Below are 23,268 nucleotides of genomic sequence, written 5' to 3' on the forward strand. Positions count from 1 at the left end.
ATCGTCTACACCGCCAGCCTTGTGGATAAAAACGGCGCGCCGGTGACTAACATCACCAATCCGCTCACCGTGACCTTGGATAACGGCGAGACCATCACCATCGGTGTTAACGAATCGAGCGCCAGCGTTTCGGTTGTTGCACCTGATGACGTCTACAAGGGCGACCAAACCGTCACCACCGCTATCAAAGGTGTCACAGGCGGCGAGCACTTTGAGAACCTGGTTCCAGGGACCGATAAAGTCACCACGACTGTGACTGACACCCCGGGTACCGATAACACGACGACGGTCACGCTGACTGCACCGAGCGCCGTGAACGAAGGTGGCCAGATCACCTACACCGCGACCTTGAGCAATAAGGCCGGTACTGACGTCACGCTCAAACTCGATAACGGCTCAAGCATCACGATCAAGGCGGGAGATACCGTCGGCACCGTGACCGTCCCTGCACCGACCGATGACGTGTTCATCGACAAGAGCACCCAGACCGTCCAGATCACTGAGACCACTGGCGGCAACTTCGAAAAACTGGAAGTTGCAGGCAACGGCGCCACCACTACGATCAACGACACCATCGACAAGGTCGATGTGGTTCTGACCGCCACCACCACCGTGGGCGAAGGCGGCAACATCGTCTACACCGCCAGCCTTGTGGATAAAAACGGTGCGCCGGTGACTAACATCACCAATCCGCTTACCGTCACCCTGGATAACGGCAAAACCATCACCATCGGTGTTAACGAATCGAGCGCCAGCGTTTCGGTTGTAGCTCCAGATGATGTGTACAAGGGCGATCAAACTGTCACCACCGCTATCAAAGGCGTCACTGGCGGCGAGCACTTCGAAAATCTGGTACCGGGTACTGCCGCGGTGAACACCACCGTTACCGACACACCGGGCACCGACAACACCACGACTGTCACGTTGACTGCGCCGAGTGCCGTCAACGAAGGCGGGCAGATCACGTACACCGCTACGCTCTCCAATAAGGCGGGCACCGACGTCACCTTGAAGCTGGACAATGGTTCAAGCATCACCATCAAGGCTGGCGACACCGTCGGCACCGTGACCGTACCGGCCCCTACCGATGACGTGTTCATCGACAAGAGCACCCAGACCGTCCAGATCACTGAGACCACTGGCGGCAACTTCGAAAAACTGGAAGTGGCAGGCAACGGTGCGACCACCACGATCAACGACACCATCGACAAGGTCGATGTGGTGCTGACCGCCACCACCACTGTCGGCGAAGGCGGCAACATCGTCTACACCGCCAGCCTTGTGGATAAAAACGGCGTGCCGGTGACTAACATCACCAATCCATTGACTGTCACCCTGGATAACGGCCAGTCCATCACTATCGGTGTGAATCAGTCGAGCGGCACTGTTTCGGTCTTGGCGCCAGATGACGTCTACAAAGGCGATCAAACTGTCACCACTGCGATCAAAGGCGTCACCGGCGGCGAACACTTTGAGAACCTGGTTCCAGGGACCGATAAAGTCACCACGACGGTGACTGACACCCCGGGCACCGATAACACCACCACCGTCACGCTGACTGCACCAAGCGCAGTTAACGAAGGTGGACAGATTACGTACACCGCTACGCTTTCCAACAAAGCGGGCACTGACGTTACGTTGAAGTTGGATAACGGCTCGTCGATCACCATCAAGGCGGGAGATACCGTCGGCACCGTGACCGTCCCTGCACCGACCGATGACGTGTTCATCGACAAGAGCACCCAGACCGTCCAGATCACTGAGACCACTGGCGGCAACTTCGAAAAACTGGAAGTTGCAGGCAACGGCGCTACCACTACGATCAACGACACCATCGACAAGGTCGATGTGGTGCTGACTGCCACCACCACCGTCGGCGAAGGCGGCAACATCGTCTACACCGCCAGCCTTGTGGATAAAAACGGTGCGCCGGTGACTAACATCACCAATCCGCTTACCGTCACCCTGGATAACGGCAAAACCATCACCATCGGTGTTAACGAATCGAGCGCCAGCGTTTCGGTTGTAGCTCCAGATGATGTGTACAAGGGCGATCAAACTGTCACCACCGCCATCAAAGGTGTCACTGGCGGCGAACACTTTGAGAACCTGGTTCCAGGGACCGATAAAGTCATCACGACGGTGACTGACACCCCGGGCACCGATAACACCACCACCGTCACGCTGACTGCGCCAAGCGCCGTTAACGAAGGCGGCCAGATCACCTATACCGCTACGCTTTCCAACAAAGCAGGCACTGACGTAACCCTCAAACTCGACAACGGTTCGAGCATCACCATCAAAGCCGGTGACACTGTCGGTACGGTAACTGTCCCTGCACCGACCGATGATGTGTTCATCGATAAGAGCACCCAGACGGTCAAGATCACTGAGACCACTGGCGGCAACTTCGAGAAGTTAGAAGTTGCAGGCAACGGCGCTACCACCACGATCAACGACACCATCGACAAGGTCGATGTGGTGCTGACCGCCACCACCACCGTGGGCGAAGGCGGCAATATCGTCTACACCGCCAGCCTTGTGGATAAAAACGGTACGCCGGTAACCAACATCACCAACCCGCTCACCGTCACTCTCGATAACGGCCAGTCCATCACTATTGGCGTGAACCAATCCAGCGGTTCTATCTCGGTTGTGGCACCGGATGATGTGTACAAAGGTGACCAAACCGTCACCACCGCCATTAAAGGCGTGACCGGCGGCGAGCATTTCGAAAACCTGGTCCCTGGCACTACCGCGGTGAACACCACCGTTACGGATACCCCGGGCACTGACAACACCACGACTGTCACGCTGACTGCGCCAAATGCCGTTAACGAAGGCGGCCAGATCACCTATACCGCTACGCTCTCCAATAAAGCGGGCACTGATGTAACGCTGAAACTCGACAACGGTTCGAGCATCACCATCAAAGCTGGCGACACTGTCGGCACCGTGACCGTACCGGCCCCTACCGATGACGTGTTCATCGACAAGAGCACCCAGACCGTCCAGATCACTGAGACCACTGGCGGCAACTTCGAAAAACTGGAAGTGGCAGGCAACGGCGCTACCACCACGATCAACGACACCATCGACAAGGTCGATGTGGTCCTGAGTGCAACCACCACCGTCGGCGAAGGCGGCAACATCGTCTACACCGCCAGCCTTGTGGATAAAAACGGTGCGCCGGTGACTAACATCACCAACCCGCTCACCGTCACTCTCGATAACGGCCAGTCCATCACTATTGGCGTGAACCAATCCAGCGGTTCTATCTCGGTTGTGGCACCGGATGATGTGTACAAAGGCGATCAAACCGTCACCACCGCTATCAAAGGCGTGACTGGCGGCGAGCACTTCGAAAACCTGGTGCCGGGTACTGCTGCGGTGAACACCACCGTCACCGATACTCCGGGTACCGATAACACGACGACGGTCACGCTGACTGCACCGAGCGCCGTGAACGAAGGTGGGCAGATCACCTACACCGCGACCTTGAGCAATAAGGCCGGTACTGACGTCACCTTGAAGTTGGACAACAGTTCGTCGATCACCATCAAGGCTGGCGACACCGTCGGCACCGTGACCGTACCGGCCCCTACCGATGACGTGTTCATCGACAAGAGCACCCAGACCGTCCAGATCACTGAGACCACTGGCGGCAACTTCGAAAAACTGGAAGTGGCAGGCAACGGTGCGACCACCACGATCAACGACACCATCGACAAGGTCGATGTGGTGCTGACCGCCACCACCACTGTCGGCGAAGGCGGCAACATCGTCTACACCGCCAGCCTTGTGGATAAAAACGGTGCGCCGGTAACCAACATCACCAACCCGCTCACCGTCACTCTCGATAACGGCCAGTCCATCACTATTGGCGTGAACCAATCCAGCGGTTCTATCTCGGTTGTGGCACCGGATGATGTGTACAAAGGCGATCAAACCGTCACCACCGCTATCAAAGGCGTGACTGGCGGCGAGCACTTCGAAAATCTGGTACCGGGTACTGCTGCGGTGAACACCACCGTTACGGATACTCCGGGCACCGACAACACCACGACGGTCACGCTGACTGCGCCAAGCGCCGTTAACGAAGGTGGGCAGATCACCTACACCGCGACCTTGAGCAATAAGGCCGGTACTGACGTCACTTTGAAGTTGGACAACGGTTCGTCGATCACCATTAAGGCGGGCGACACCGTCGGCACCGTGACTGTCCCTGCACCGACCGATGATGTGTTCATCGATAAGAGCACCCAGACGGTCAAGATCACTGAGACCACTGGCGGCAACTTCGAAAAACTGGAAGTTGCAGGCAACGGCGCCACCACCACGATCAACGACACCATCGATAAGGTCGATGTGGTGCTGACCGCCACCACCACCGTCGGCGAAGGCGGCAACATCGTCTATACCGCCAGCCTTGTGGATAAAAACGGCGCGCCGGTGACCAACATCACCAACCCGCTCACCGTGACCTTGGATAACGGCAAAACCATCACCATCGGCGTTAACGAATCGAGCGCCAGCGTTTCGGTTGTTGCACCTGATGACGTCTACAAGGGCGACCAAACCGTCACCACCGCTATCAAAGGCGTGACTGGCGGCGAGCACTTCGAAAATCTGGTACCGGGCACTACGGCGGTTAACACCACCGTCACTGATACTCCGGGTACCGACAACACCACGACTGTCACGTTGACTGCGCCAAACGCCGTTAACGAAGGCGGCCAGATCACCTACACCGCTACGCTCTCCAATAAGGCGGGCACCGACGTCACCTTGAAGCTGGACAATGGTTCAAGCATCACCATCAAGGCTGGCGACACTGTCGGCACCGTGACCGTCCCTGCGCCTACCGATGACGTGTTCATCGACAAGAGCACGCAGACCGTCAAGATCACTGACGCTTCTGGCGGCAACTTCGAGAAGTTGGAAGTTGCAGGCAGCGGCGCAACGACGACAATCAACGACACCATCGATGACGTGACCGTGGTGCTCAAGGCCACCGGCTCGGTCAGCGAGGGCGGGCAGATCGTCTATACCGCGTCCCTGGTCGACAAGAACGGCGCGGCAGTCAACAACGTTGGCTCCGACCTGGTGGTAAGGCTGGATAACGGCTCGACCATCACCATCGGCAATGGCAAGTCCACCAGCTTCATCACCGCTACCGCGCCTAACGATGCGTATGTCGGCGCCAATGACGTCACCACCAAAATCACCGGTGTGGTCAGCGGTGGCGACAAGTACGAACACTTGATCCTCGATGGCAGCACAGTGGTCACCAAGGTGACGGATGTGGTCAACAACACCACCATCAGCATCACCGGCGACGCGTCGGTGACTGAAGGCGGCACGGCACACTACACCCTGACGCTGAGCAACCCGCCGCTAACCGACGTAACCGTGACGCTCAAGTACAGCGGCACCGCCACCGACGGTTCGGACTTCAACGGCGTGTACACCGTGAAGATCCCGGCCGGCTCCAGCAGCGTGCCGTTTGATATCCGCACGCTCGACGACAAAATCACCGAGCCAACGGAAAAGATCGTCATCACCATCGACAAGGCCACCGGTGGCAACTTCGAAAACCTGGTGGTGGGCAATGGCAGCGTCAGCACCGACATCATCGACAACGATGCGCCGCCGGTCATCGACCTGGATGCCAACAACTCCAGCGGCGCCATCGGCGCGGACTTCAAGACCACCTTCACCGAAGGCGGCACCGGCGTGTCGATTGCTGACACGGACATCAAGATCACCGACCCGGACAGCACGCAGTTGACCGGCGCCACCGTGGTACTGACCAACAGCCAGCCAGGCGACTCGCTGAATTTCAGCGCGGTGAGCGGTATCAACGTGACCCCGACCACCGACCCTGTCAGCGGCAAAATCACCTTGACCCTGACCGGCACGGCGTCGCTGGCCGACTACATGCAGCAGATCAAGAACATCACGTTCACCAACAACAGCCATGACCCAAGCACCACGCCACGCACCATTACCGTGAGCGTGACCGATGGTGGAAACTACTCCAACGTCGCGACCACCACCGTCAACGTGGTAGCCGTCAACGATGCGCCAGTGGCCACCGGCGGTGCCGTGACCGGTACGGAAGACACCGCGCTGGCCCTCACCTGGGCCAACTTCGGCGTGACCGATGTGGACTCGCCACAAGCCAGCCTGAGCGTGAAAATCACCGAGCTGCCGGTAGCCGGCAAACTGCAGTTCCTGGCGGCGGACGGCAGCACCTGGACCAGCGTGTCCAGCGGCCAGACCTTCACCAAGGCCCAGATCGACGGCGGCCAGTTGCGCTTTATGCCTAACGCCAACGAATCAGGTGCCGATGGCTATGGCGGCACCGGCATTGGCAACAAGCAGGCCGATTACGCGCAGTTCAAGTTCCAGCCTAGCGACGGCAAGGACCTGGGCACCAGCACCACGGTGAAAGTCGATATCACCCCAGTGGCCGACGCACCGAACTTGAGCGTGGCAGATAACAACGTTGCCTCCACCGGCCTGGTCAAACAAGGCTGGAACAGCATTGCCGGCCTCGGCAACAACGGCAACGGCGCTGCGCCAGATGTACTGAAAAAAGCCATCGATAACGCCGGTACACCGAACAACACCTCTGTGGTGACCAACGTCGAGTCTGTCGACAACGTCACCGCCGGCTCTGGCTCCAAGATTTCCGGCCTGATCTACATGGAAGCCGGCAAGAGCTATACCTTCAGCGGCATCGCCGATGACAGCGTGGTGGTCAATGTTGGCGGTAAAGACATTGCCAGCGGACTGTGGGGCACCAACAGCGGCAAGTTCAGCGGCGCGTTCACGCCATCGGTCAGCGGCTACTACAGCCTTGAGATCTACCAGGCCAACCAAGCGGGGCCTGGCAGCTTTGACGTCAACCTGTCGATCAACGGCGGGGCGGTACAGAACTTGAGCACCAGCACCGTGCCGTTGTACACCGGCATCACCGACCTGACCAACGCCGGTGTCACCGTATCCGACCTGCATGGCAGCAACGGCGACGGTTACTATGTGGGTTACAAGCTCAACGAAGGCCAGGAAAACGGCACCGTGAAGCTGTCCAAGGTCACCACGGCGCTGACTGATACCGACGGTTCGGAAACCCTGAGTGTGAAGATCAGTGGCATCCCGGCAGGCTCGGTACTCACCGACGCGTCGGGGCACACCTTCACCGCGAGCAAGGCCACGGGCGAAGTCAATGTCACCGGCTGGGACCTGGGCACCCTGACCATCAAGCCGCCGACCTACTACAGCGGCCAGTTCAACCTGACGGTCACTTCGACCTCCACCGAAAGCATCGGTGGTTCGGCCACCACCACCGCGCAATTGCCCGTCACGGTGCACCCGGCGACTTATAACCCGGTAACTGGCACTTCGGGCAGCGACACCATCAACGGCACCGATGGCAACGACATCGTCGTGGCCGACGTCGGCGGCCTGAACGTGGTGCAGGGCAAGAACTACAACATTGCGTTCATGATCGATACATCGGGCAGTATGGGCGCGGACTCGATAGCAGCGGCGAAAGCCTCGTTGACCACCACGTTCAACTCGCTGAAAAACAGTATCGGCTCCAGCACCTCTGGCACCGTGAATATCTTCCTGGCGGACTTCAGTGACCAGGTCAATCGCACGGTTACAGTCGACCTGAAAGACCCAGGCGCACTGAATTCGCTGCAGAAAGTCCTGGATTCCATGGTATCTACCGGCGGGACCAACTACGAAGATGTGTTCAAGGCCGCGTCCAATTTCTTCAAAAGTGCCCAGGCGACTGGCAACACTGGCGCAATCAATACGACGTACTTCATCACCGATGGTCAGCCGACGTTTTACCAAGGGTCCGAGCAGACCAACCCGTACTTGTACGGCAACGTCAGGCTCGATGATGTCGTCACCATGAACAACTACACCATAGGTACAGCTACCCGGATCAACATCGATTCGAATAATTACCTTGAGATCAACTCTGCCGGCAAGGTAACCCTCTGGTCCTACGGCTGGGGCTACAACAAGGGAGTCATCCACGCCCAAGGGGATGGCACCTATGAAATATCGGTACAGGGCGGCCTCGGGTACGATACCGACTACTACACCACTACCAACTCCAACAGCGCGTTCGCACTGCTTAAAGGCCTGTCCACAGGTGGCGTAGAAGCCATCGGCCTCAACAGCGGGGTCAGCCTGAATCAGTTGGCACCGTACGACAGCGATGGCAAGCCGCAAGCCAACATCGATCCGAAGGACCTGGCCAATGCGATCCTCGGTCACACCGAGGCGACGTTGCCTGGCGCAGACACCGTCATCGGGGGCGATGGCAACGACATCCTCTTCGGCGACCTGGTGAGCTTCAGCGGGATCAACGGTGAGGGTTACAACGCACTGCAGGCGTTTGTGGCGCAGAAGACCGGCGTAGCCGTCTCTTCGGTGACCGCCTCCAACGTCCACCAGTACGTTACCGAGCACTACGTGGACTTCGATGTGTCCGGCGCCAAGGATGCCAACGACACGCTGCTGGGCGGCGCTGGCGATGACATCCTGTTCGGCCAGGGCGGCAACGACCTCCTGGACGGCGGCAAAGGCAACGACATCCTGCTGGGCGGCACCGGCAACGACACGTTGATTGGCGGCCAGGGCAACGACATTCTGATCGGTGGTTCGGGTGCCGACACCTTCGTGTGGAAGGCGGGTGACATCGGCAACGATGTGATCAAGGACTTCAAGGCTTCGGAAGGCGACCGGATTGATCTGCGTGACTTGTTGAAAGGTGAGACCGATAGCACCATCGACAATTACCTGAAGATCACTACGGTAGATGGCGTGTCGACCCTGCAAGTCAGCAGCGAAGGCAAGCTCAATGCTGCCGGAGGCGTGGCCAATGCCGATGTGACAATCAAGCTGGAAGGCAATGATTGGTCCCATGTCAGCATCAACTCGCTGATCACTGGCGCCGACCCAACCATCAAGATCGACCATAGCTAAGATGCAATTGATCGGCCGCCTTCCCAGGCGGCCGATTTTTTTTGCCTTATGGGCCGCTGGCCCTGGCGGACGGTGAGTCGCATACTCACGCCCATACACGCAGCGTTGCCTATGCTGTTGAACGCTTGTGGCTCATATTCGAGGGGTTCTTATGTTTTACGTGCAACGTGATGCGCTGGGCGCGCTGATTCGCGTAGAGGCCGCCGCCTTTGTCGAGTCCACCGAAACCCTGCCGGCCGATCACCATGAGATCCAGGCCTGGTACGCCAACGAAGTGGTGGAAACCAGCCTGGCCCAGCTCAAGCAGAGCGACTTGGAGATGATCCGGGTACTGGATGACTTGATCCAGGTGCTGACCCGCAAAGGGGTAATCAGCGTGACCGACCTGCCGCCGGCAGCCCAGGCCAAGTTGATGGACCGTAGCCACGCGCGGGAAGCGTTGGGTGGGTTGAGCCAGTTGATCGATGATGACGAGAAAGGGCTTATCTGAGCCCTGGAGCCGAACCTTATTTAAATGTGGGTGGGGGCAAGCCCCCTCTTATCAAACATAAAATAACTCATTGTTTTTGCTCTTAAAATTTAAGCCGCTTTTACCAACTGCAGTCCCATCTTGCGTGCCTTGCGTTCCAAGGCGCGCATCTGCCGGTCACGGCTTCTTTCTTCGAATTCCGCGATGCCTTTTTCAACGTAGGGTTGGCCCTTGGTCAGCATTGCGTAAATCAGCCGTGCCAGTTGGTGCGCTGTCGCCTTGATTGCGCAGCAGGTATCCATCCGGGTTAGGCGCGCCCGATGGCTTGCGCCGATAAAGCTTTTGTCGTTGCGTGCGATAGAAGCGGCTTGCTTCAAAGCCTGCGCAGCTCGGTTAATCACGGTTACAGATTTTCCAGGCAAGGTTTTTCCTCCTGAAATACGCGTTGGCGGCGCGAGGCCCAGCCACGAACAAAAGTGCTGCGAGGTCGGAAACCTTGATAAATCCGGCCCCAGTTCACTGGCCAAGACCAAAGCAGTATCGATGCCGATAGTAGGAATTGCGGTTAAATCCACCCCCATCACCTTGTTCAGCGCTCGATGCAGGATCAATTGCTGGTCATTCGAGCGGTGTGGGTTGCGCAGCGTTTTAGCCGGGCACACGACCTCGCTTTGAAGAACAGGCAAGCGTTCAAGCGCAAAAGCGATGGCTTGGTCGCATTCACCAATCTGTTTTTCTTGGAAGTCATAAGCCGCCAGCTCCTGACTCAGTGCATGCAGATGCTCAGCTCGCCAATTACCCCGCAAACTACGAGCGACGGTGGCTTGATCGGCTTTAACACGCTTGTCTCTAAGCATTGCCAGCACTTCGGGATCGCGCTCGCCATTAACAATTGCCCGCAAAATGCTCATGCCCGTCACGCCTGCGATGTTACTGATGACCTGAGCCAGTTGGATGTTCATCTGGACCAAAGCCTTTTGCATCCGGTTGAGGGCTTTGGCTTGATCGCGCACCTTATTGCCACGCTGACGGACCAGTGAGCGTAATGAACACACGTCGTCCGAAGGACGAAAAGCACCTCTCAACAGGCCGTGCGTCATGAGCTGAAGAATCCACTGACAATCCAGTACATCGGACTTGCGTCCGGTTATCTGCCGCGTCGCGCGGGAGTTAACGAGGTAGACCTCAAAGCCTCGTCTATCGAGTATTTCGAAGAGCGGGATCCAATAAACGCCGGTCGCCTCCATCGCCACCACCTTGACTCCCATGGACTCAAACCAATCGGCCATGGCATGCAAATCATCGGTGAAGGTTGAAAATCGTTTAACCGGCTCATCACATTTCGTCGGCTCAACAGCAGCCAAATGCTCACGCCCGCCCACATCAACAGCACCGCAGTCGGGATGGATAACCTCAAAACGTTTTTGGTTCTTGCGCGTCATGACAATTCCTCGCAGGATTGAACGACGCGGGCGGGGTACACGGTGGCGAGCGGATTCACTCTCTTATACGTGGTCACAGCTTGCTGTGCCGACAATGACTCCACGCCGATACCGTGCAGGCCACTCTCCCACTCGGGTGCTGACACACCAGTGCTGGCTACGGCCTTTGCCCCGCACGCGTTCTTCAACCTTACGATGAACCAGTTTGATGCGCGACAGCGCTATGTCGAAGACTTAGTGGGGCCTCCCACATTTGAATGTCCTAATGTCAGTGTAATTTCCAGGGCGCAGGCTCGCCAAACAGCTGACCCTGCACACCAAAAATCCCCATCTCGCGAATCACCTTCAACTCGCCCTCGGTCTCCACACGCTCGGCAATCAACGGCAGATCGATGCTGTGGGCTGCGCGCTGGATGGCTTCGATAAACAGGCGTTTGTCACTTTCCTGGTCGATGGCGCGAATGTAGCTGCCGTCGATCTTCAAGTACGCCAGGCCCAGGCGCGCCAGGTTGCCAATCATGCTGAAGCGCCCACCGAAACGTTGCAGGCTCAGGGAGAAACCCAACTCGCGCAGGCGCTTGGTCATCTGTTCCAGCACCTGCTGTTCAGGCAGTTGCTCTTCACCGATCTCCAGGGTAAGGCGCGGGCCCAGGTTGCTGTGCTGGCGTAGCAAGTCATAAATCCGGTTCAGCGCCTGGGGGTCCTGCAAGGTTGCGGCTGAGAGGTTCAGCGCCAGGTTATGGCTGTGGTTGGCCATCTGCTTGAGTACTTGCTCGAGCATCAGGCGGTCCAGGCGGGCCGACCAGCCGAAGCGTTCCAACCAAGGCAGGAAGCGCCCGGCCGGTATTGTGTGGCCGTCTTCGTCCTGCAAGCGCGACAGGACCTTGTAGTGCAAGACCAACTGTGTGTCCTGGCTGGCAACGACGGGCTGGAAGTACAGCTCAAAGCGCTGCTGGGTCAGGGCCTGGTCCAACAACCTGTGCCAGGCATGATGATCGTCACCGACGCTGGCGGCGGCGCTGTGGTCCAGGCACACCCAACTGCTGTCACCCTGCGCTTCGGCCTGGGCCAGGGCCTGGTCGGCCAGGGTCAGCAGGGTTTGGGGCGCGTCGCCATGGTTGAACGGCGCCAGGCCAATATAGGCGACCGGCGTAACATCGCTGGCACCGGTCGCTTGCAGGCTGAGCAAAGTGCTTTCGAGGTTTTGCGCCAATTGCAGCGCCTCCTCACGCATCAAACCCGGCGCCAGCACGGCGAACTCGCCGCCGCGGATACGAGTGACGAGGTTATGGGTTTCCGGATATGGCTCGCACTGGCGCAGCAGTTGTTCGCCCACCGCTTGCAGCAGTTGGTCAGTGCGCTGGCCGCCCAGGCGCTGGTTGAGGCCCGCCAGGTCCTTGACCCGCAGCAACAGCAGGTAGCCGGAATTGGTCTCTTCCGGGTTACTGACACGGGCGTTGAGCTGCATCTCGAAATAACGTCGGTTGGCGAGGCCGGTGAGGTTGTCCTGATAGGATTCGGTGCGCAGTTTTTCGCTGCGTTCGGCCTGTTCCTGGAACAGCGCCTTGAGCTTTTCCACCATCTGGTTCATGGCCTGCACCACCCGACGCAGTTCCGGCGTGCGTGGCAAATCAGGCAGGCTGAGGAACTCCCGGCGGGCAATGGCATGGGACTGTTTGACCATATAGTCCAACGGCTTCAATTGCCGGCGCAGCAACAGCCCACCTAGCACCACGCTCACCGCGCCGCACAGCAACAACCAGCCAAGGCTACCCAACGCGCTCTGCCAGAGTTTGGCCAGGGCAAACATCGGATGGCTGACTACCTCGACTCGCGCCGCCTGCTCCCAGCCTCGGCTGACCAGGGCATCGCCACCTGCCGGCTCCAGGCCGATCAACTTCACGAACCAGTTGGGCACGCCGTTGTTGTCAGGAATACCGCTGCGCTCGACGATGGTTTTGTCGGTGGCCAGGTCCACGACACGGATGCTGGCGTAGTAGCCGCTGTCGAAGATCGAACTGACCAGAAGTTCCACCATGGCCGGGTCATCGATATTCGGGGTCAGCGACAGCGCCAGCGCCGTCGCCGCATCCTGGGCATGGGAGCGCAGCTGGTTGACGTATTGGGTGCGCGAGCTTTCCAGGCTGACCATGAAGCTGCCGCTGAAGGCGACAACCAGGAACAGACAGATTGCGATCAATAGCTGTTTGAACAGGGACATCCGATCAGTTACTCCTAGTTGGCAGGCTCGGCTGGAAAGCCTTCCGCACGCATTTTTCTCAACACATCCTGCCAGCGCGACAAGCGTTTGGTATCACCGACTTTCTTGTTGCCCTTGGCGCCGGGCAAGTACAGGCCCTCGGCGTTGAATGAGTACACCGGGACCAGATCGGTGCGGCGGGTAGCCGGCAGGATTTCGTCCATCAGACTGTCGAGCACCAGCGGGATGGCGTCGGGGGTCGAATAATAGGTCAGGACCATGTGCGCACGATTCTGTCGCAAGGCCTTGACGTAGGTGATGCGCAATTTCTCACTGGACACACCCAGATGACGCAAACTGAAATACTTTGCGATCGCGTAGTCTTCGCAGTCACCGGCCCCCTTCCAAAGGGCTTCGACGGGCGTCTCCCAATAGTCGATGACGTGCCAGAGGTCGATGTCCTCGACGTAGGTCATTTGCTTGTTGAAGAACAAGTTAACCACCTTGAGCTGCTCTGACTCGCTGACCTGTTTTTCAGTCGCCAATAGCCGCTGCCAGGCGTCGATACGCTGCTGGCCTTGGCCCAGCGGCCCGTATACGGCGGTAGCCTCGCGGCTGATCTGCGAGAAATCCCAATCGGCACGCAGCCCGCCAAGCATCAGGCCAGCCAATAAAATTGCCGATAAAAACCAGCAAAGGACTCGGTAGGGAATAAAACTTACCGCCAAGGCGTTCAGTCCATGAAAGAGACGGAATTTCAGGGGATGGTGAAGCCTCGCCCTGCAAAAAACAATGGCACAGTGCAATCATTCATCAGTGGACAGAGTTTATAACCGCCCCTTGTGGGACTCACAAAGTAGGCTGCGTAAGCCCTTACAAACGGAAACTTAGGCTGTTTGACAAGCGCCTGGCCCATCTCTAGTGTGCATTGGATCCAATTAGCCAAACTATTATTCAAAAAAAGGAGGATAGCGTAACCGTGACGCAGAAGCCGAACCCTTTAAGCAGCATCAAAATCAGCGGGCCTATTCCCGCCCATCTTGCTCGCTCAGTAATTGAAGAAACACTGCGCAACGCCATTCTCGATGGACGATTGCCCTGTGGCACTGCGATGCGCCAGCAGGAGCTGGCCAGCTTGTTCGGCGTCAGCCGCATGCCCGTGCGCGAAGCCTTGCGCCAGCTGGAGGCGCAATCATTGCTGCATGTGGTGACTCACAAGGGTGCCGTGGTTGCGCCCTTGATCGAGGACAATTCGGCTGAAACCTATGCCTTGCGCATGCTGCTGGAATCCGAAGCGCTGCGTTTGTCGATTCCATTGCTCACCGAGAAAGATCTGTCCGACGCCGAGGCGTGCATCAATGCGCTGGAATGCGAAAAGGACTATACCGAGATTGGTCGCCTCAATCGCCTGTTCCACATGGTTCTGTATGGTAAGGCACCCAACCAGCGACTGCTCACCTTGGTCGAGCACGGGCTGAATGAAGAGGAGCGCTTCCTGCGCTTCAACCTTGAGGCGATGGGGCTAGGCGAGACGTCACAGGAAGACCACCGTGAACTGCTGAGCCTGGTGGCACAGAAGAAGGTCGACGAGAGCATCCTGACGCTACGTAATCACTTGATGCGTGGGATGGAGGTCATAGCCACCTACCTCAAGGGGCTTGAAACCGCCGAAAAAAAAGCCGAGCAATAGAAACCTCGGCCCTCTTTCGCTCTTTACCCCTGCGGGGCAACTTCCCTGGGAAGTTGCCACATTGGCAGACGGAAAACCCACTTAAACTTAATTAAACCGAGGAAACCTCCGACACTGGAAAAGGACAAATTACTTAATACAAACTACACAGAAAAAACATCTAATACATTTATAAGCCAGCCCAAACGTTTAATCAGTTTATTATCCTTCCCCGAAAAACCACACCTCCAAGTCCGCAGCGCACGTCTATGTCAGTGCTGCCCCGCGTGCGTTGTGTGGTTTCGATCTAACGTTCCCCTTCTATCTACAACTACAAAATCCCAACACTGCTTTTGAGCACCTGCAACAATTCATAGGCGTCAACCATGTATCAAGAATTGCTTGAACAAAAAAAACTACAACTTTTCAATCACCCCTTATTTATAGAAACAACTTCACTTAGCAAGTTACAGCATTTCATGGAAAACCATGTATTTGCCGTCTGGGACTTTATGACCCTGACTAAACGCCTGCAACAGGACCTGACCTGTACCCAGATACCCTGGCTCCCACCTGCGGACTCACAGGCTGCCCGCTTGATCAATGAAATAGTGCTGGGCGAGGAGTCAGATGAACACCCGACGCTGGGCTATCGCAGCCACTTCGAGTTGTACCTGGACGCCATGACGGAGGTCGGCGCCAGCACTGTCGCCATTAACCGCCTGATCGATCTGCAACGCGAGGGCGTGGAGGTCAGTGCCGCCTTGCAAATGATCGATGCGCCACCTGAGGTGGCCCGCTTTGTCGACAGCACGGTGCAAGTCGCCTTGAGCGCCCCGACTCACTGCGTCGCGGCGGCTTTCCTGCATGGCCGCGAGAGTGTCATTCCGTCGATGTTCCAGCGGCTGTTGCACAGTCATGCGCTCATTGATCATGAGGCACCCACCTTATGTCACTACCTCAATCGTCACATCGAAATGGACAGCCACGACCATGGGCCGGCAGCGGAGCAATTGCTCAAGCGCCTGGTCGGAGCAGACCCGATTCGCCAGAAGCAAGCAGATAATGCCGCCCTCGACGCCCTGGAAAGTCGCATTACCTTTTGGGACGGGGTGCTGACTTCGATGCAAGGGGTTCGCCAATGAACGTTGTCAATTATCGATCCTTTGCCGATGACTGGGAGCGGCGCGCGACCATTCGAACACGCCCCCGGCGCATGCTGGAGGACGACAACAAACTCATCTTCCCTCTGTGTCGCCAACCCCTCGTGCTGAGCGCGACCTTCCTCGAACAGTGCCCACAGTGGCGCGACTTCGTGCTGATACAAAGTTTCTATAAATTCATCAATGACGTGGTGATCTTCGAAACCGAGATCGTCGACAAGACCGCTCGCAACATCGCCAAGAACCGTTTTTCACCGCCCTTCCCGCTCGCCTGCCGGTACGACGCGATGACCGTCGTGGTGGACGAGGACTATCACGCGTTGGTCGCGTTGGATTTCCTGCAACAAGCCGTGGAAATGACCGGTATCCAGCCGCTTGATCTGCCTGGGCAAATCGAATTGAGCCGCGCATTGCCGGCGGCACAGGCGCAGGTGCCAGCACATTTGCACGACGCCGTTGAGTTGATCGGCGTGGCCATTGCCGAAAACACCGTGACACACGACGTGGCAGCATTCTCCAAGGATGACAGCGTCAAGTCATCCATCCGCGGCCTGATGGCCGACCACCTGTTTGATGAGGGTCGCCACGCACAGTTCTGGACCCAGTTGGTGCATCTCTACTGGCAATCGGCACACCCGCATGAGCGCGATAGCATTGCTCAAGCTTTGCCCGTTTTCCTGGAGCATTACCTGACCAACGACCTGCAGAAAGACTTTGATCTGCACCTGATCGAACACTTGGAGATCAGCGCCGACACGCGTCTGGCACTGCGCCATGAAGTCTCTGCGCTGGATTTCCCCATCACCCACCGACATCCGCTGATAGGCAACATAATGAGCTTGCTGCGTCACAGCGGCGTGCTGCAGACACCCAGCGTGGCTCGGGCGCTGAGCAGCTACCTGCCTGTGGCGGGGAGGTCGGCATGAAACGTTTGACGATAGCGTGGGGCGCCGCCAGTAACGTGCTGGACCCCGTCAAGCAAGTGCTGGAACAATACGGTCATGTCTCGGGAACGGGGCCTGTCGACCTGGTGATTGAAGACGGTAGCCGGCCGCTGGCGCAATTACCCACCGACGCATACTGGATGAGTTTGCGCATGGGCATTGGCCCGGTGTCCGAGAATGGACTGCCAGCCCTGCAATTTCGCTGCTATGACCGTGAACGGCGCCTGTTGGCTGTGTACGACGTCGCAGACGAACCCAGTGGCAATGGGCAGCGATTGCGTCACCAGGCAACGAACGCATTGGTGGAATGGCTCGCCTTGTTGGTTAGTAGATATTCCAGGGACCCAGCCTGCTTCACCGTTGTGGTCACCCCTAACGACTGGCCCGAACACAGTCTGCCAGCGCTGGAAACCTTGGCGTTCAAGCATCGATTCAATCGCACGGCGGATCCAGCGCTGTTGCAGGCGGCCCAGACCCCCATGATTGAACGGCTGCAAGCCAGCCTGGACAAGTTCGCCACTCGAACAGCATTGAATATCGCGGGCAACCTGCTGACTTATCAGCAGCTCCAGGTACACGCCTTGGCGATCCAGCAGCGTCTGCTTCCACTGCTGGAGGGCATCGAAACTCAACCCGTGATCGGCGTGTGCCTGGCAAAGTCCGTCGAGCTGTACGCAAGCATCCTTGCAGTGCTGGGGAGTGGTGCGGTGTATTTGCCTCTGGCGCCGGACCATCCGGTGCAGCGTCAACAGCAGATGCTGGAAAGCGCCGGCGCTTGTGTATTGCTGGAGAATGGACTGCATCCGCTGCGAGATCGCCTCGCCTCATTGGATGTCAGCAAGATCGAACCGTGCGCCATCGCCCGTGCACTACCACTGATGCGTGAACGTCCCAGTGCCGACACACCGTGCATGGTGCTGTTCACCTCGGGCACCACCGGATTTCCCAAGGGGGTGCTGCTTAGCCAATACAACCTGGCGCATTTCACCGCCTGGCTCGGCGCTTGTGTAGAAATGAGTGAAGAGAGTCGCGTGTTGCAGTTTTCGCCGTTGAGCTTCGACTCTTCATTGATCGATATTTTCCCTGCCTTGATAGCCGGCGCCGAGTTGATTATCCCCAGCAACGATCAACGCCACGACCCTCGACAACTGGTCGAATTGATTCGCGGGCAACGCATCACTCATGGCTTTCTACCGCCGGCGCTGCTCAGCATCCTGCCGCTGGATCAGCCATTGGGTCTTACTCACCTGCTCACTGGAGGCGATTTCTGCGAGCCCTATGTAATCGAACGACTGGCAGGCCAATGTCAGTTGCATAACCTCTATGGACCAACGGAGACCACGGTGCTGGCAACTCATAGAGTGTTCCGGCACGGCGACGGCCCTCGCAACGTCGGCCATCCCATCGCCAACAGCCAGGTGTTGATTCTCGACGAAAACCTGCAACCGGTGGATGAACAGGTACTGGGCGATTTGTATATTGCAGGTCCGGGGGTGAGCCTGGGTTATGTGAATGTACCGCAACGGGCCGACAGCCCTTTTGTTGCACTGATATTGCCTGACGGGCAATTGCTGCACGCTTACCGTAGCGGCGACCTGGCGAAATGGACTCAGGACGGCATCAAGTTGGGTGGGCGCCGGGATGACCAAGTCAAAATCCGCGGATTCCGGGTCGAGCCCCTGGAAATCGAACAATGCCTGCGCAACAGTCGATTGTTTCGCCAAGTGGCCGTAGTGATTGACCCGGGCCTCAGGGTCATCGCTTTTGTCACCCAACCCGAACCCAGCGCCACGCTGGCCGACTTGAAACAGTATGCCCGCCAGTGGCTGCCTGAACATATGCAGCCCGTCATCTGGAACGAGTTGGCGCGCATGCCGGGCTCGAGTAACGGCAAGATCGATCGCAATGCATTACTGGCCATGCCGTTGTCCATCACTCAAGAAGTGACTCGCTGCTGTGCTCAGACCGATCTGCAAAAGCAGTTGGTGGACCTGTGGGCGCAATTGCTGGCGTTACCCGCGGGCGAATTATCGATTGATGACAGCTTTTTCAATCTGGGCGGCCACTCCATCCTCTTGTCGACGTTATTGCTGCGCGTGCGCGAGCGGTTTGGCCGCAGCCTCTCCCTCAGCCACTTTTTCGAGGCACCGACAATCCGCACATTGGCCGCCCTGATGGAAGGTGGTGTGTTGCCGGATACACCTGGCAGCCAAATGGAGAAAGATGCATCACAAGTGTTGGAAATTAAGATACTGCCCGAGGCCCGCGCGGGCGATCCGCGTAAAATGATCGTCACCGGGGCGAACAGCTTTGTCGGGGCGCATATCGTCCACGCGCTGCTGGCTGCAGGAGCACAAGAGGTGGCGTGCCTTGTGCGGGAACTGCCAGGTCAATCGGCAACAGCAAGATTTACCCAGGCCTTGCGTGAATACCATCTGGAACATCTGGACCTGAGCCGAGTGCAGGTATACGCCGCCGACATTCGCCAACCTCGCCTGGGCTTGGCATTCAATGTGTACGACCACCTCGCTCGCGATTATGGTGTGGTGGTGCACAACGCGGCACAGGTCAATCATGTGATGGACTATGTTTCACTCGCCAAAGACAACGTCGAACCGGCCCTTGAGTGCCTGCGTCTTTGCGAGACCCATTGTAAAAAGGTGCTCAACTTCATCTCGACGCTATCAGCCTGCAGCAGCGTGGACGCCGATGGGTACGTCCTTGAAGCCCCTGCCGGGCAAGCGTTACCGCTCTATGTGAAAAATGGCTATAACCTTTCCAAGTGGGTGGCCGAACGGCTGTTAGGGCGGGCGAGGGAGCAAGGGGCCTGGGTGAATATCCATCGGCCCGGGAATATCAGCTTCAACAGTCAGAACGGTGTTTGCCAGCCGCAGAAAAATCGATTGATGTTGATGCTCAAGGGCTCCCTGCAATTGGGCGTGGCACCCCGCCTGGACGTAAACTTCGATCTGATGCCGGTGGACTTCCTGGCTGGGTTCATTGCCTTTCACAGCGCCGACTTTGCCCCGGGGCGGAACGTATTCAACCTGCACAACCCGCAGCCCTTGAGTTGGGATCAGTACCTCGACGCATTCAGCGAGGCCGGGCACGTCTTCGATCGGGTAGGCATTGAACACTGGCAACGGACGCTGCAAACGGTGAGTCGTGATAATGCGCTGTTCCGCGTGCTGGGCTTTTACCTGGACGGACTTGGCGAAGACATCGGCGACACTTCGATGATCCGTTACGACAATGCCCGCCGGGGCCTGGAAAAGATGGGTATGGACTATCCGCCAAAGAACCCGGAGCTGTTACGCAAGGGCTGTGACTACCTCACGGCCATCGGCTTCCTCTGAACTGCTTCAGGACTCCCCCATGAAACCGCTGCAACCCGATACGTTAATTCGCAATCCGATCGGCACACCGATTGTGGCTTCCGTCGTAGTCTCGTGTGAGGCTAAACGTCTGTGGGACGTGGTCGGTAGCTTTGATAGTTTTGATACCTTCATCCCAAGCTTGTCACACATCGAGATGACGGGTGTTGGCGTAGGCTCATTGCGTACTAAATTTTTCCACGATGGTCATTGCGTCGTGGAGCAACTGAACAGCCGAGACGAAAGCGCCATGTACATGACGTGGACCACCCTCTACAACACTTTGGGCGTGGCGCGCTTATGGGCGGCAATGAGTGTGGAAGCACTTGGCGCCGAGTGTTCCAGGGCAACCTGGACGCTGGTGGGCGAGCCGCAGGAAACGACTCAAGCTGAGTTTGAACAGTTTGCACAGACGTTCGCCGACAGCGCGTTGGAGAATGTGCGCCGGATGCTTGGCTAAGCAGTCGGAGCGAGGTCTCTCGCTCCGATGCAGTCAGGTTCAGATTTTGAAGCTATCGACCAATTGCTTCAATCGACTGGCCTGCTGGGACAGCGCATCGCAGTCTTTGAGCGTCTCGTTGAGGTTGGCCACGCCCTGCTGGTTCAGCAGGTTGATCTGGTTGATGTCAACGTTGAGGGTTTCAACGACTGCGGTCTGTTCTTCGGTTGCTGCCGCAACCGACTGGTTCATGCCATCGATTTCAACGATGCGCTGCGTCACGCTGACCAGGCGCTCACCCGCCTGGTTGGCCACTTCAACGCTTTCTTCGCTGGAGACCTGACTGGCATTCATGGTGGTCACTGCTTCTCGGGACCCTACTTGCAGGGAAGTAATCATCTTGTGGATCTCTTCTGCCGACTCTTGGGTACGGTGTGCCAGGTTACGCACTTCATCAGCCACCACCGCAAATCCACGTCCGGCTTCACCGGCACGGGCAGCCTCGATCGCCGCGTTAAGGGCGAGCAAGTTGGTTTGCTGGGAGATACCTTTGATGACATCAAGAATATGACCGATGTTGTCGGTACTGGCATTCAAGGTTTCGATCTGAGTGCAGGACAGGCTGATTTTCTGCGACAGCTCCGACATCGCCTGGATGGTTTGCTCAACCACCTTACGCCCATCGTCAGCTTGCTCGCTGGCACCGCTGGCATGCTGCGAAGCATCTGCGGCGTTGCGCGCGATTTCTTGGGTAGCGGCACCCAGTTCGTTGATCGCAGCTGCGACGCTGTTGGTGCGCGCACTCTGTTCGTCGGAACCGATGATCGAGGCATTGGACGATGCCATTACACGCTGGGATAGATCGTGCACCTGCCGCGTTGCCGAAGATACCTCGGAAATCGAGGCGTGGATACGCTCGACGAACTGGTTGAACGCACTACCGACTTCTCCGAATTCGTCTTTGCTGGTTACGTCGAGGCGGCGGGTCAAATCACCTTCGCCTTGGGCAATGTCCTTCATGGCAACGCCCATGGTAGTCAACGGACGCAGCAATACTTGGATAAGCAAGCTCAGGAGCACAGCAATGGCCACGACAGCGATCAACATCGCAATCAACGCTGAGGTACGGAATTTACCCAAAGGGGCATAGGCTTTTTCTTTATCAATCGACAGGCCGATGTACCAGTCGGCGCCAGGCAAACCGCTGATAGGCGTGAACGACAGAATGCGATCCTGGTGATTGAGGACGACGTCCTGGTTGACCTTTTCGATGCGTACGTTGTTGCCAGAGTAGATGTCCTTGAGGTTTTTCATCACCTGGTCCTGGTCAGGGCTGACGATGACTTGACCATCACCGCTGACCAGGAATGCATGGCCGATGCCGCCGAAATCTACCGAGTTGATGATCTTCACCAGGGTTTGCAGACTCAGGTCGCCGCCGACAACACCCAACAATTCGCCGTTCTTCTTCACAGGCATGGCAATTGTCACGATCTGGCCGCCCACAGCCGCCATATAAGGCGGGGTAAGCATGGTTTTGTCCGCTACTACCGCTTGCTTGTACCAAGGGCGCTGACGAGGGTCGTAGTCGTCAGGCATCTTCGCATCAGGACGCTGAGTGAACACGCCGTTGGTCTGACCCACGTAGGTGAACTGGAAGTTAGACGTGAGCGCTGGCTGATCGACCAGTCCGGGAAGGTCGGCAGCATTGCCCTGATGAGCTACGTTCTGCGCCAGGCTCTCGAGGACCAGGATGCGACCACTGAGCCAGTTCTGCACACTGCTGGCAGTGAGTTCGCCGGATTGTTGAATGGACGAGGCCAGGTTTTGCTTGATCGTATTGCGTTGTAGGTAGTCGTTGTACAGCGTGAATAACGCGAAGGCTAAAACCACGACGCCTGACGCGGCCAACAAAATTTTATGACTGAACTTGAGATTCATTTCATCGACTTCTTTTGCCAAAGGGGTGAGCGTGCCGAGTGGAACATTCCATGTAACGGGATAGGCGGACTCTACGGTCGCTCTATTTCGGTGCACGCATGGCTCGTCAGGGTTTCGGCCAAACTTCGACAAATCTTAGGAATTTGTGAGAAGCATCTTCTTTTAGCGTAGGAAACCGACAGACGGCTGGTTAGCGGAATTGTTGTTTTGGGTCGCCCTAAACGACAAAACCCCTGTCTGCGTTAGCAGACAGGGGTTTCGGAATTCAATCTTGACGATGACCTACTCTCACATGGGGAAACCCCACACTACCATCGGCGATGCATCGTTTCACTGCTGAGTTCGGGATGGGATCAGGTGGTTCCAATGCTCTATGATCGTCAAGAAATTCTGTGTACCAGGCCGTTACATTGGCAACGGGCCGGTGAAATTCATGAGTTTCTATATAAACAAAACCCCTGTCTGCGTTAGCAAACAGGGGTTCTGGAATTTAATCTTGACGATGACCTACTCTCACATGGGGAAACCCCACACTACCATCGGCGATGCATCGTTTCACTACTGAGTTCGGGATGGGATCAGGTGGTTCCAATGCTCTATGGTCGTCAAGAA

At 57.3% G+C, this 23,268-nt stretch carries 11 protein-coding genes and 2 rRNA genes; 7 read left to right on the forward strand and 6 right to left on the reverse strand.

The window, feature by feature from the left end; genetic code table 11:
• Together TU73_RS29500 and TU73_RS27615 are read left to right on the forward strand one after the other, a co-directional pair.
• On the forward strand, nucleotides 1-9,015 hold a 9,015-nt coding region (locus tag TU73_RS29500; RefSeq protein ID WP_280513759.1), incomplete at its 5' end, for an immunoglobulin-like domain-containing protein.
• 151 nt (nucleotides 9,016-9,166) lie between these two features.
• Complete coding sequence (locus TU73_RS27615) at nucleotides 9,167-9,505, forward strand: hypothetical protein (RefSeq protein ID WP_046070311.1); 339 nt, start codon at nucleotides 9,167-9,169, stop codon at nucleotides 9,503-9,505.
• Nucleotides 9,506-9,594: 89 nt separating this feature from the next.
• Here TU73_RS27615 and TU73_RS27620 read toward each other — a convergent pair whose 3' ends face one another.
• The 3 genes from TU73_RS27620 to lapG all read right to left on the reverse strand — a co-directional run bounded on the left by TU73_RS27620 (nucleotide 9,595) and on the right by lapG (nucleotide 13,785).
• Nucleotides 9,595-10,926 carry an IS110 family RNA-guided transposase gene (locus TU73_RS27620; protein ID WP_057014816.1) on the reverse strand — a complete coding sequence of 444 codons (1,332 nt, stop codon included), beginning with the start codon at nucleotides 10,924-10,926 and terminating at the stop codon, nucleotides 9,595-9,597.
• Nucleotides 10,927-11,194: 268 nt separating this feature from the next.
• The gene (lapD, locus tag TU73_RS27625; RefSeq protein WP_057014817.1) at nucleotides 11,195-13,147 is read right to left on the reverse strand and encodes a cyclic di-GMP receptor LapD; all 1,953 of its coding nucleotides are present in this window, start codon (nucleotides 13,145-13,147) and stop codon (nucleotides 11,195-11,197) included.
• Between the two features lie 14 nt (nucleotides 13,148-13,161).
• A complete protein-coding gene (gene lapG / locus TU73_RS27630) occupies nucleotides 13,162-13,785 on the reverse strand; it encodes a cysteine protease LapG (RefSeq protein WP_231984758.1) in 624 nt (207 codons plus the stop codon).
• 320 nt (nucleotides 13,786-14,105) lie between these two features.
• Between lapG and TU73_RS27635 the strand changes: the two genes are divergently transcribed.
• The 5 genes from TU73_RS27635 (at nucleotide 14,106) to TU73_RS27655 (ending at nucleotide 20,736) form a co-directional block, all read left to right on the forward strand.
• Nucleotides 14,106-14,816 carry a GntR family transcriptional regulator gene (locus TU73_RS27635; protein WP_057014819.1) on the forward strand — a complete coding sequence of 237 codons (711 nt, stop codon included), beginning with the start codon at nucleotides 14,106-14,108 and terminating at the stop codon, nucleotides 14,814-14,816.
• A gap of 365 nt (nucleotides 14,817-15,181) precedes the next feature.
• Nucleotides 15,182-15,940, forward strand: a complete 759-nt coding sequence (locus TU73_RS27640; protein ID WP_057014820.1) for a DUF3050 domain-containing protein — start codon at nucleotides 15,182-15,184, stop codon at nucleotides 15,938-15,940.
• Complete coding sequence (locus TU73_RS27645; protein ID WP_057014821.1) at nucleotides 15,937-16,884, forward strand: diiron oxygenase; 948 nt, start codon at nucleotides 15,937-15,939, stop codon at nucleotides 16,882-16,884. The genes TU73_RS27640 and TU73_RS27645 overlap by 4 nt, the downstream gene beginning before the upstream one ends.
• Nucleotides 16,881-20,258 carry an amino acid adenylation domain-containing protein gene (locus TU73_RS27650; protein WP_057014822.1) on the forward strand — a complete coding sequence of 1,126 codons (3,378 nt, stop codon included), beginning with the start codon at nucleotides 16,881-16,883 and terminating at the stop codon, nucleotides 20,256-20,258. Before TU73_RS27645 ends, TU73_RS27650 begins: the two co-directional genes overlap by 4 nt.
• 19 nt (nucleotides 20,259-20,277) lie before the next feature.
• Nucleotides 20,278-20,736 carry an SRPBCC family protein gene (locus TU73_RS27655; RefSeq protein WP_057014823.1) on the forward strand — a complete coding sequence of 153 codons (459 nt, stop codon included), beginning with the start codon at nucleotides 20,278-20,280 and terminating at the stop codon, nucleotides 20,734-20,736.
• 39 nt (nucleotides 20,737-20,775) lie between these two features.
• On the opposite strand, the gene TU73_RS27660 is transcribed toward TU73_RS27655, so the two are convergent.
• The 3 genes from TU73_RS27660 to rrf (TU73_RS27670) form a co-directional block, all read right to left on the reverse strand.
• Complete coding sequence (locus tag TU73_RS27660; protein ID WP_057014824.1) at nucleotides 20,776-22,656, reverse strand: methyl-accepting chemotaxis protein; 1,881 nt, start codon at nucleotides 22,654-22,656, stop codon at nucleotides 20,776-20,778.
• A gap of 269 nt (nucleotides 22,657-22,925) precedes the next feature.
• A 5S ribosomal RNA gene (gene rrf, locus TU73_RS27665) occupies nucleotides 22,926-23,041 on the reverse strand.
• Nucleotides 23,042-23,150: 109 nt separating this feature from the next.
• A 5S ribosomal RNA gene (rrf, locus tag TU73_RS27670) occupies nucleotides 23,151-23,266 on the reverse strand.
• Nucleotides 23,267-23,268: the final 2 nt, after the last annotated feature.

It is taken from the genome of Pseudomonas libanensis, assembly GCF_001439685.1.
Taxonomy (GTDB): domain Bacteria; phylum Pseudomonadota; class Gammaproteobacteria; order Pseudomonadales; family Pseudomonadaceae; genus Aquipseudomonas; species Aquipseudomonas libanensis.

Bases quoted from the DNA above. Each gene is read 5' to 3' on its own strand.
- lapD (WP_057014817.1), bottom strand. From the start codon at position 13,147: ATGTCCCTGTTCAAACAGCTATTGATCGCAATCTGTCTGTTCCTGGTT.
- TU73_RS27640 (WP_057014820.1), top strand. From the start codon at position 15,182: ATGTATCAAGAATTGCTTGAACAAAAAAAACTACAACTTTTCAATCAC.
- TU73_RS27650 (WP_057014822.1), top strand. From the start codon at position 16,881: ATGAAACGTTTGACGATAGCGTGGGGCGCCGCCAGTAACGTGCTGGAC.
- lapG (WP_231984758.1), bottom strand. From the start codon at position 13,785: ATGCTTGGCGGGCTGCGTGCCGATTGGGATTTCTCGCAGATCAGCCGC.
- TU73_RS27645 (WP_057014821.1), top strand. From the start codon at position 15,937: ATGAACGTTGTCAATTATCGATCCTTTGCCGATGACTGGGAGCGGCGC.
- TU73_RS27615 (WP_046070311.1), top strand. From the start codon at position 9,167: ATGTTTTACGTGCAACGTGATGCGCTGGGCGCGCTGATTCGCGTAGAG.
- TU73_RS27620 (WP_057014816.1), bottom strand. From the start codon at position 10,926: ATGACGCGCAAGAACCAAAAACGTTTTGAGGTTATCCATCCCGACTGC.
- TU73_RS27660 (WP_057014824.1), bottom strand. From the start codon at position 22,656: ATGAATCTCAAGTTCAGTCATAAAATTTTGTTGGCCGCGTCAGGCGTC.
- TU73_RS27655 (WP_057014823.1), top strand. From the start codon at position 20,278: ATGAAACCGCTGCAACCCGATACGTTAATTCGCAATCCGATCGGCACA.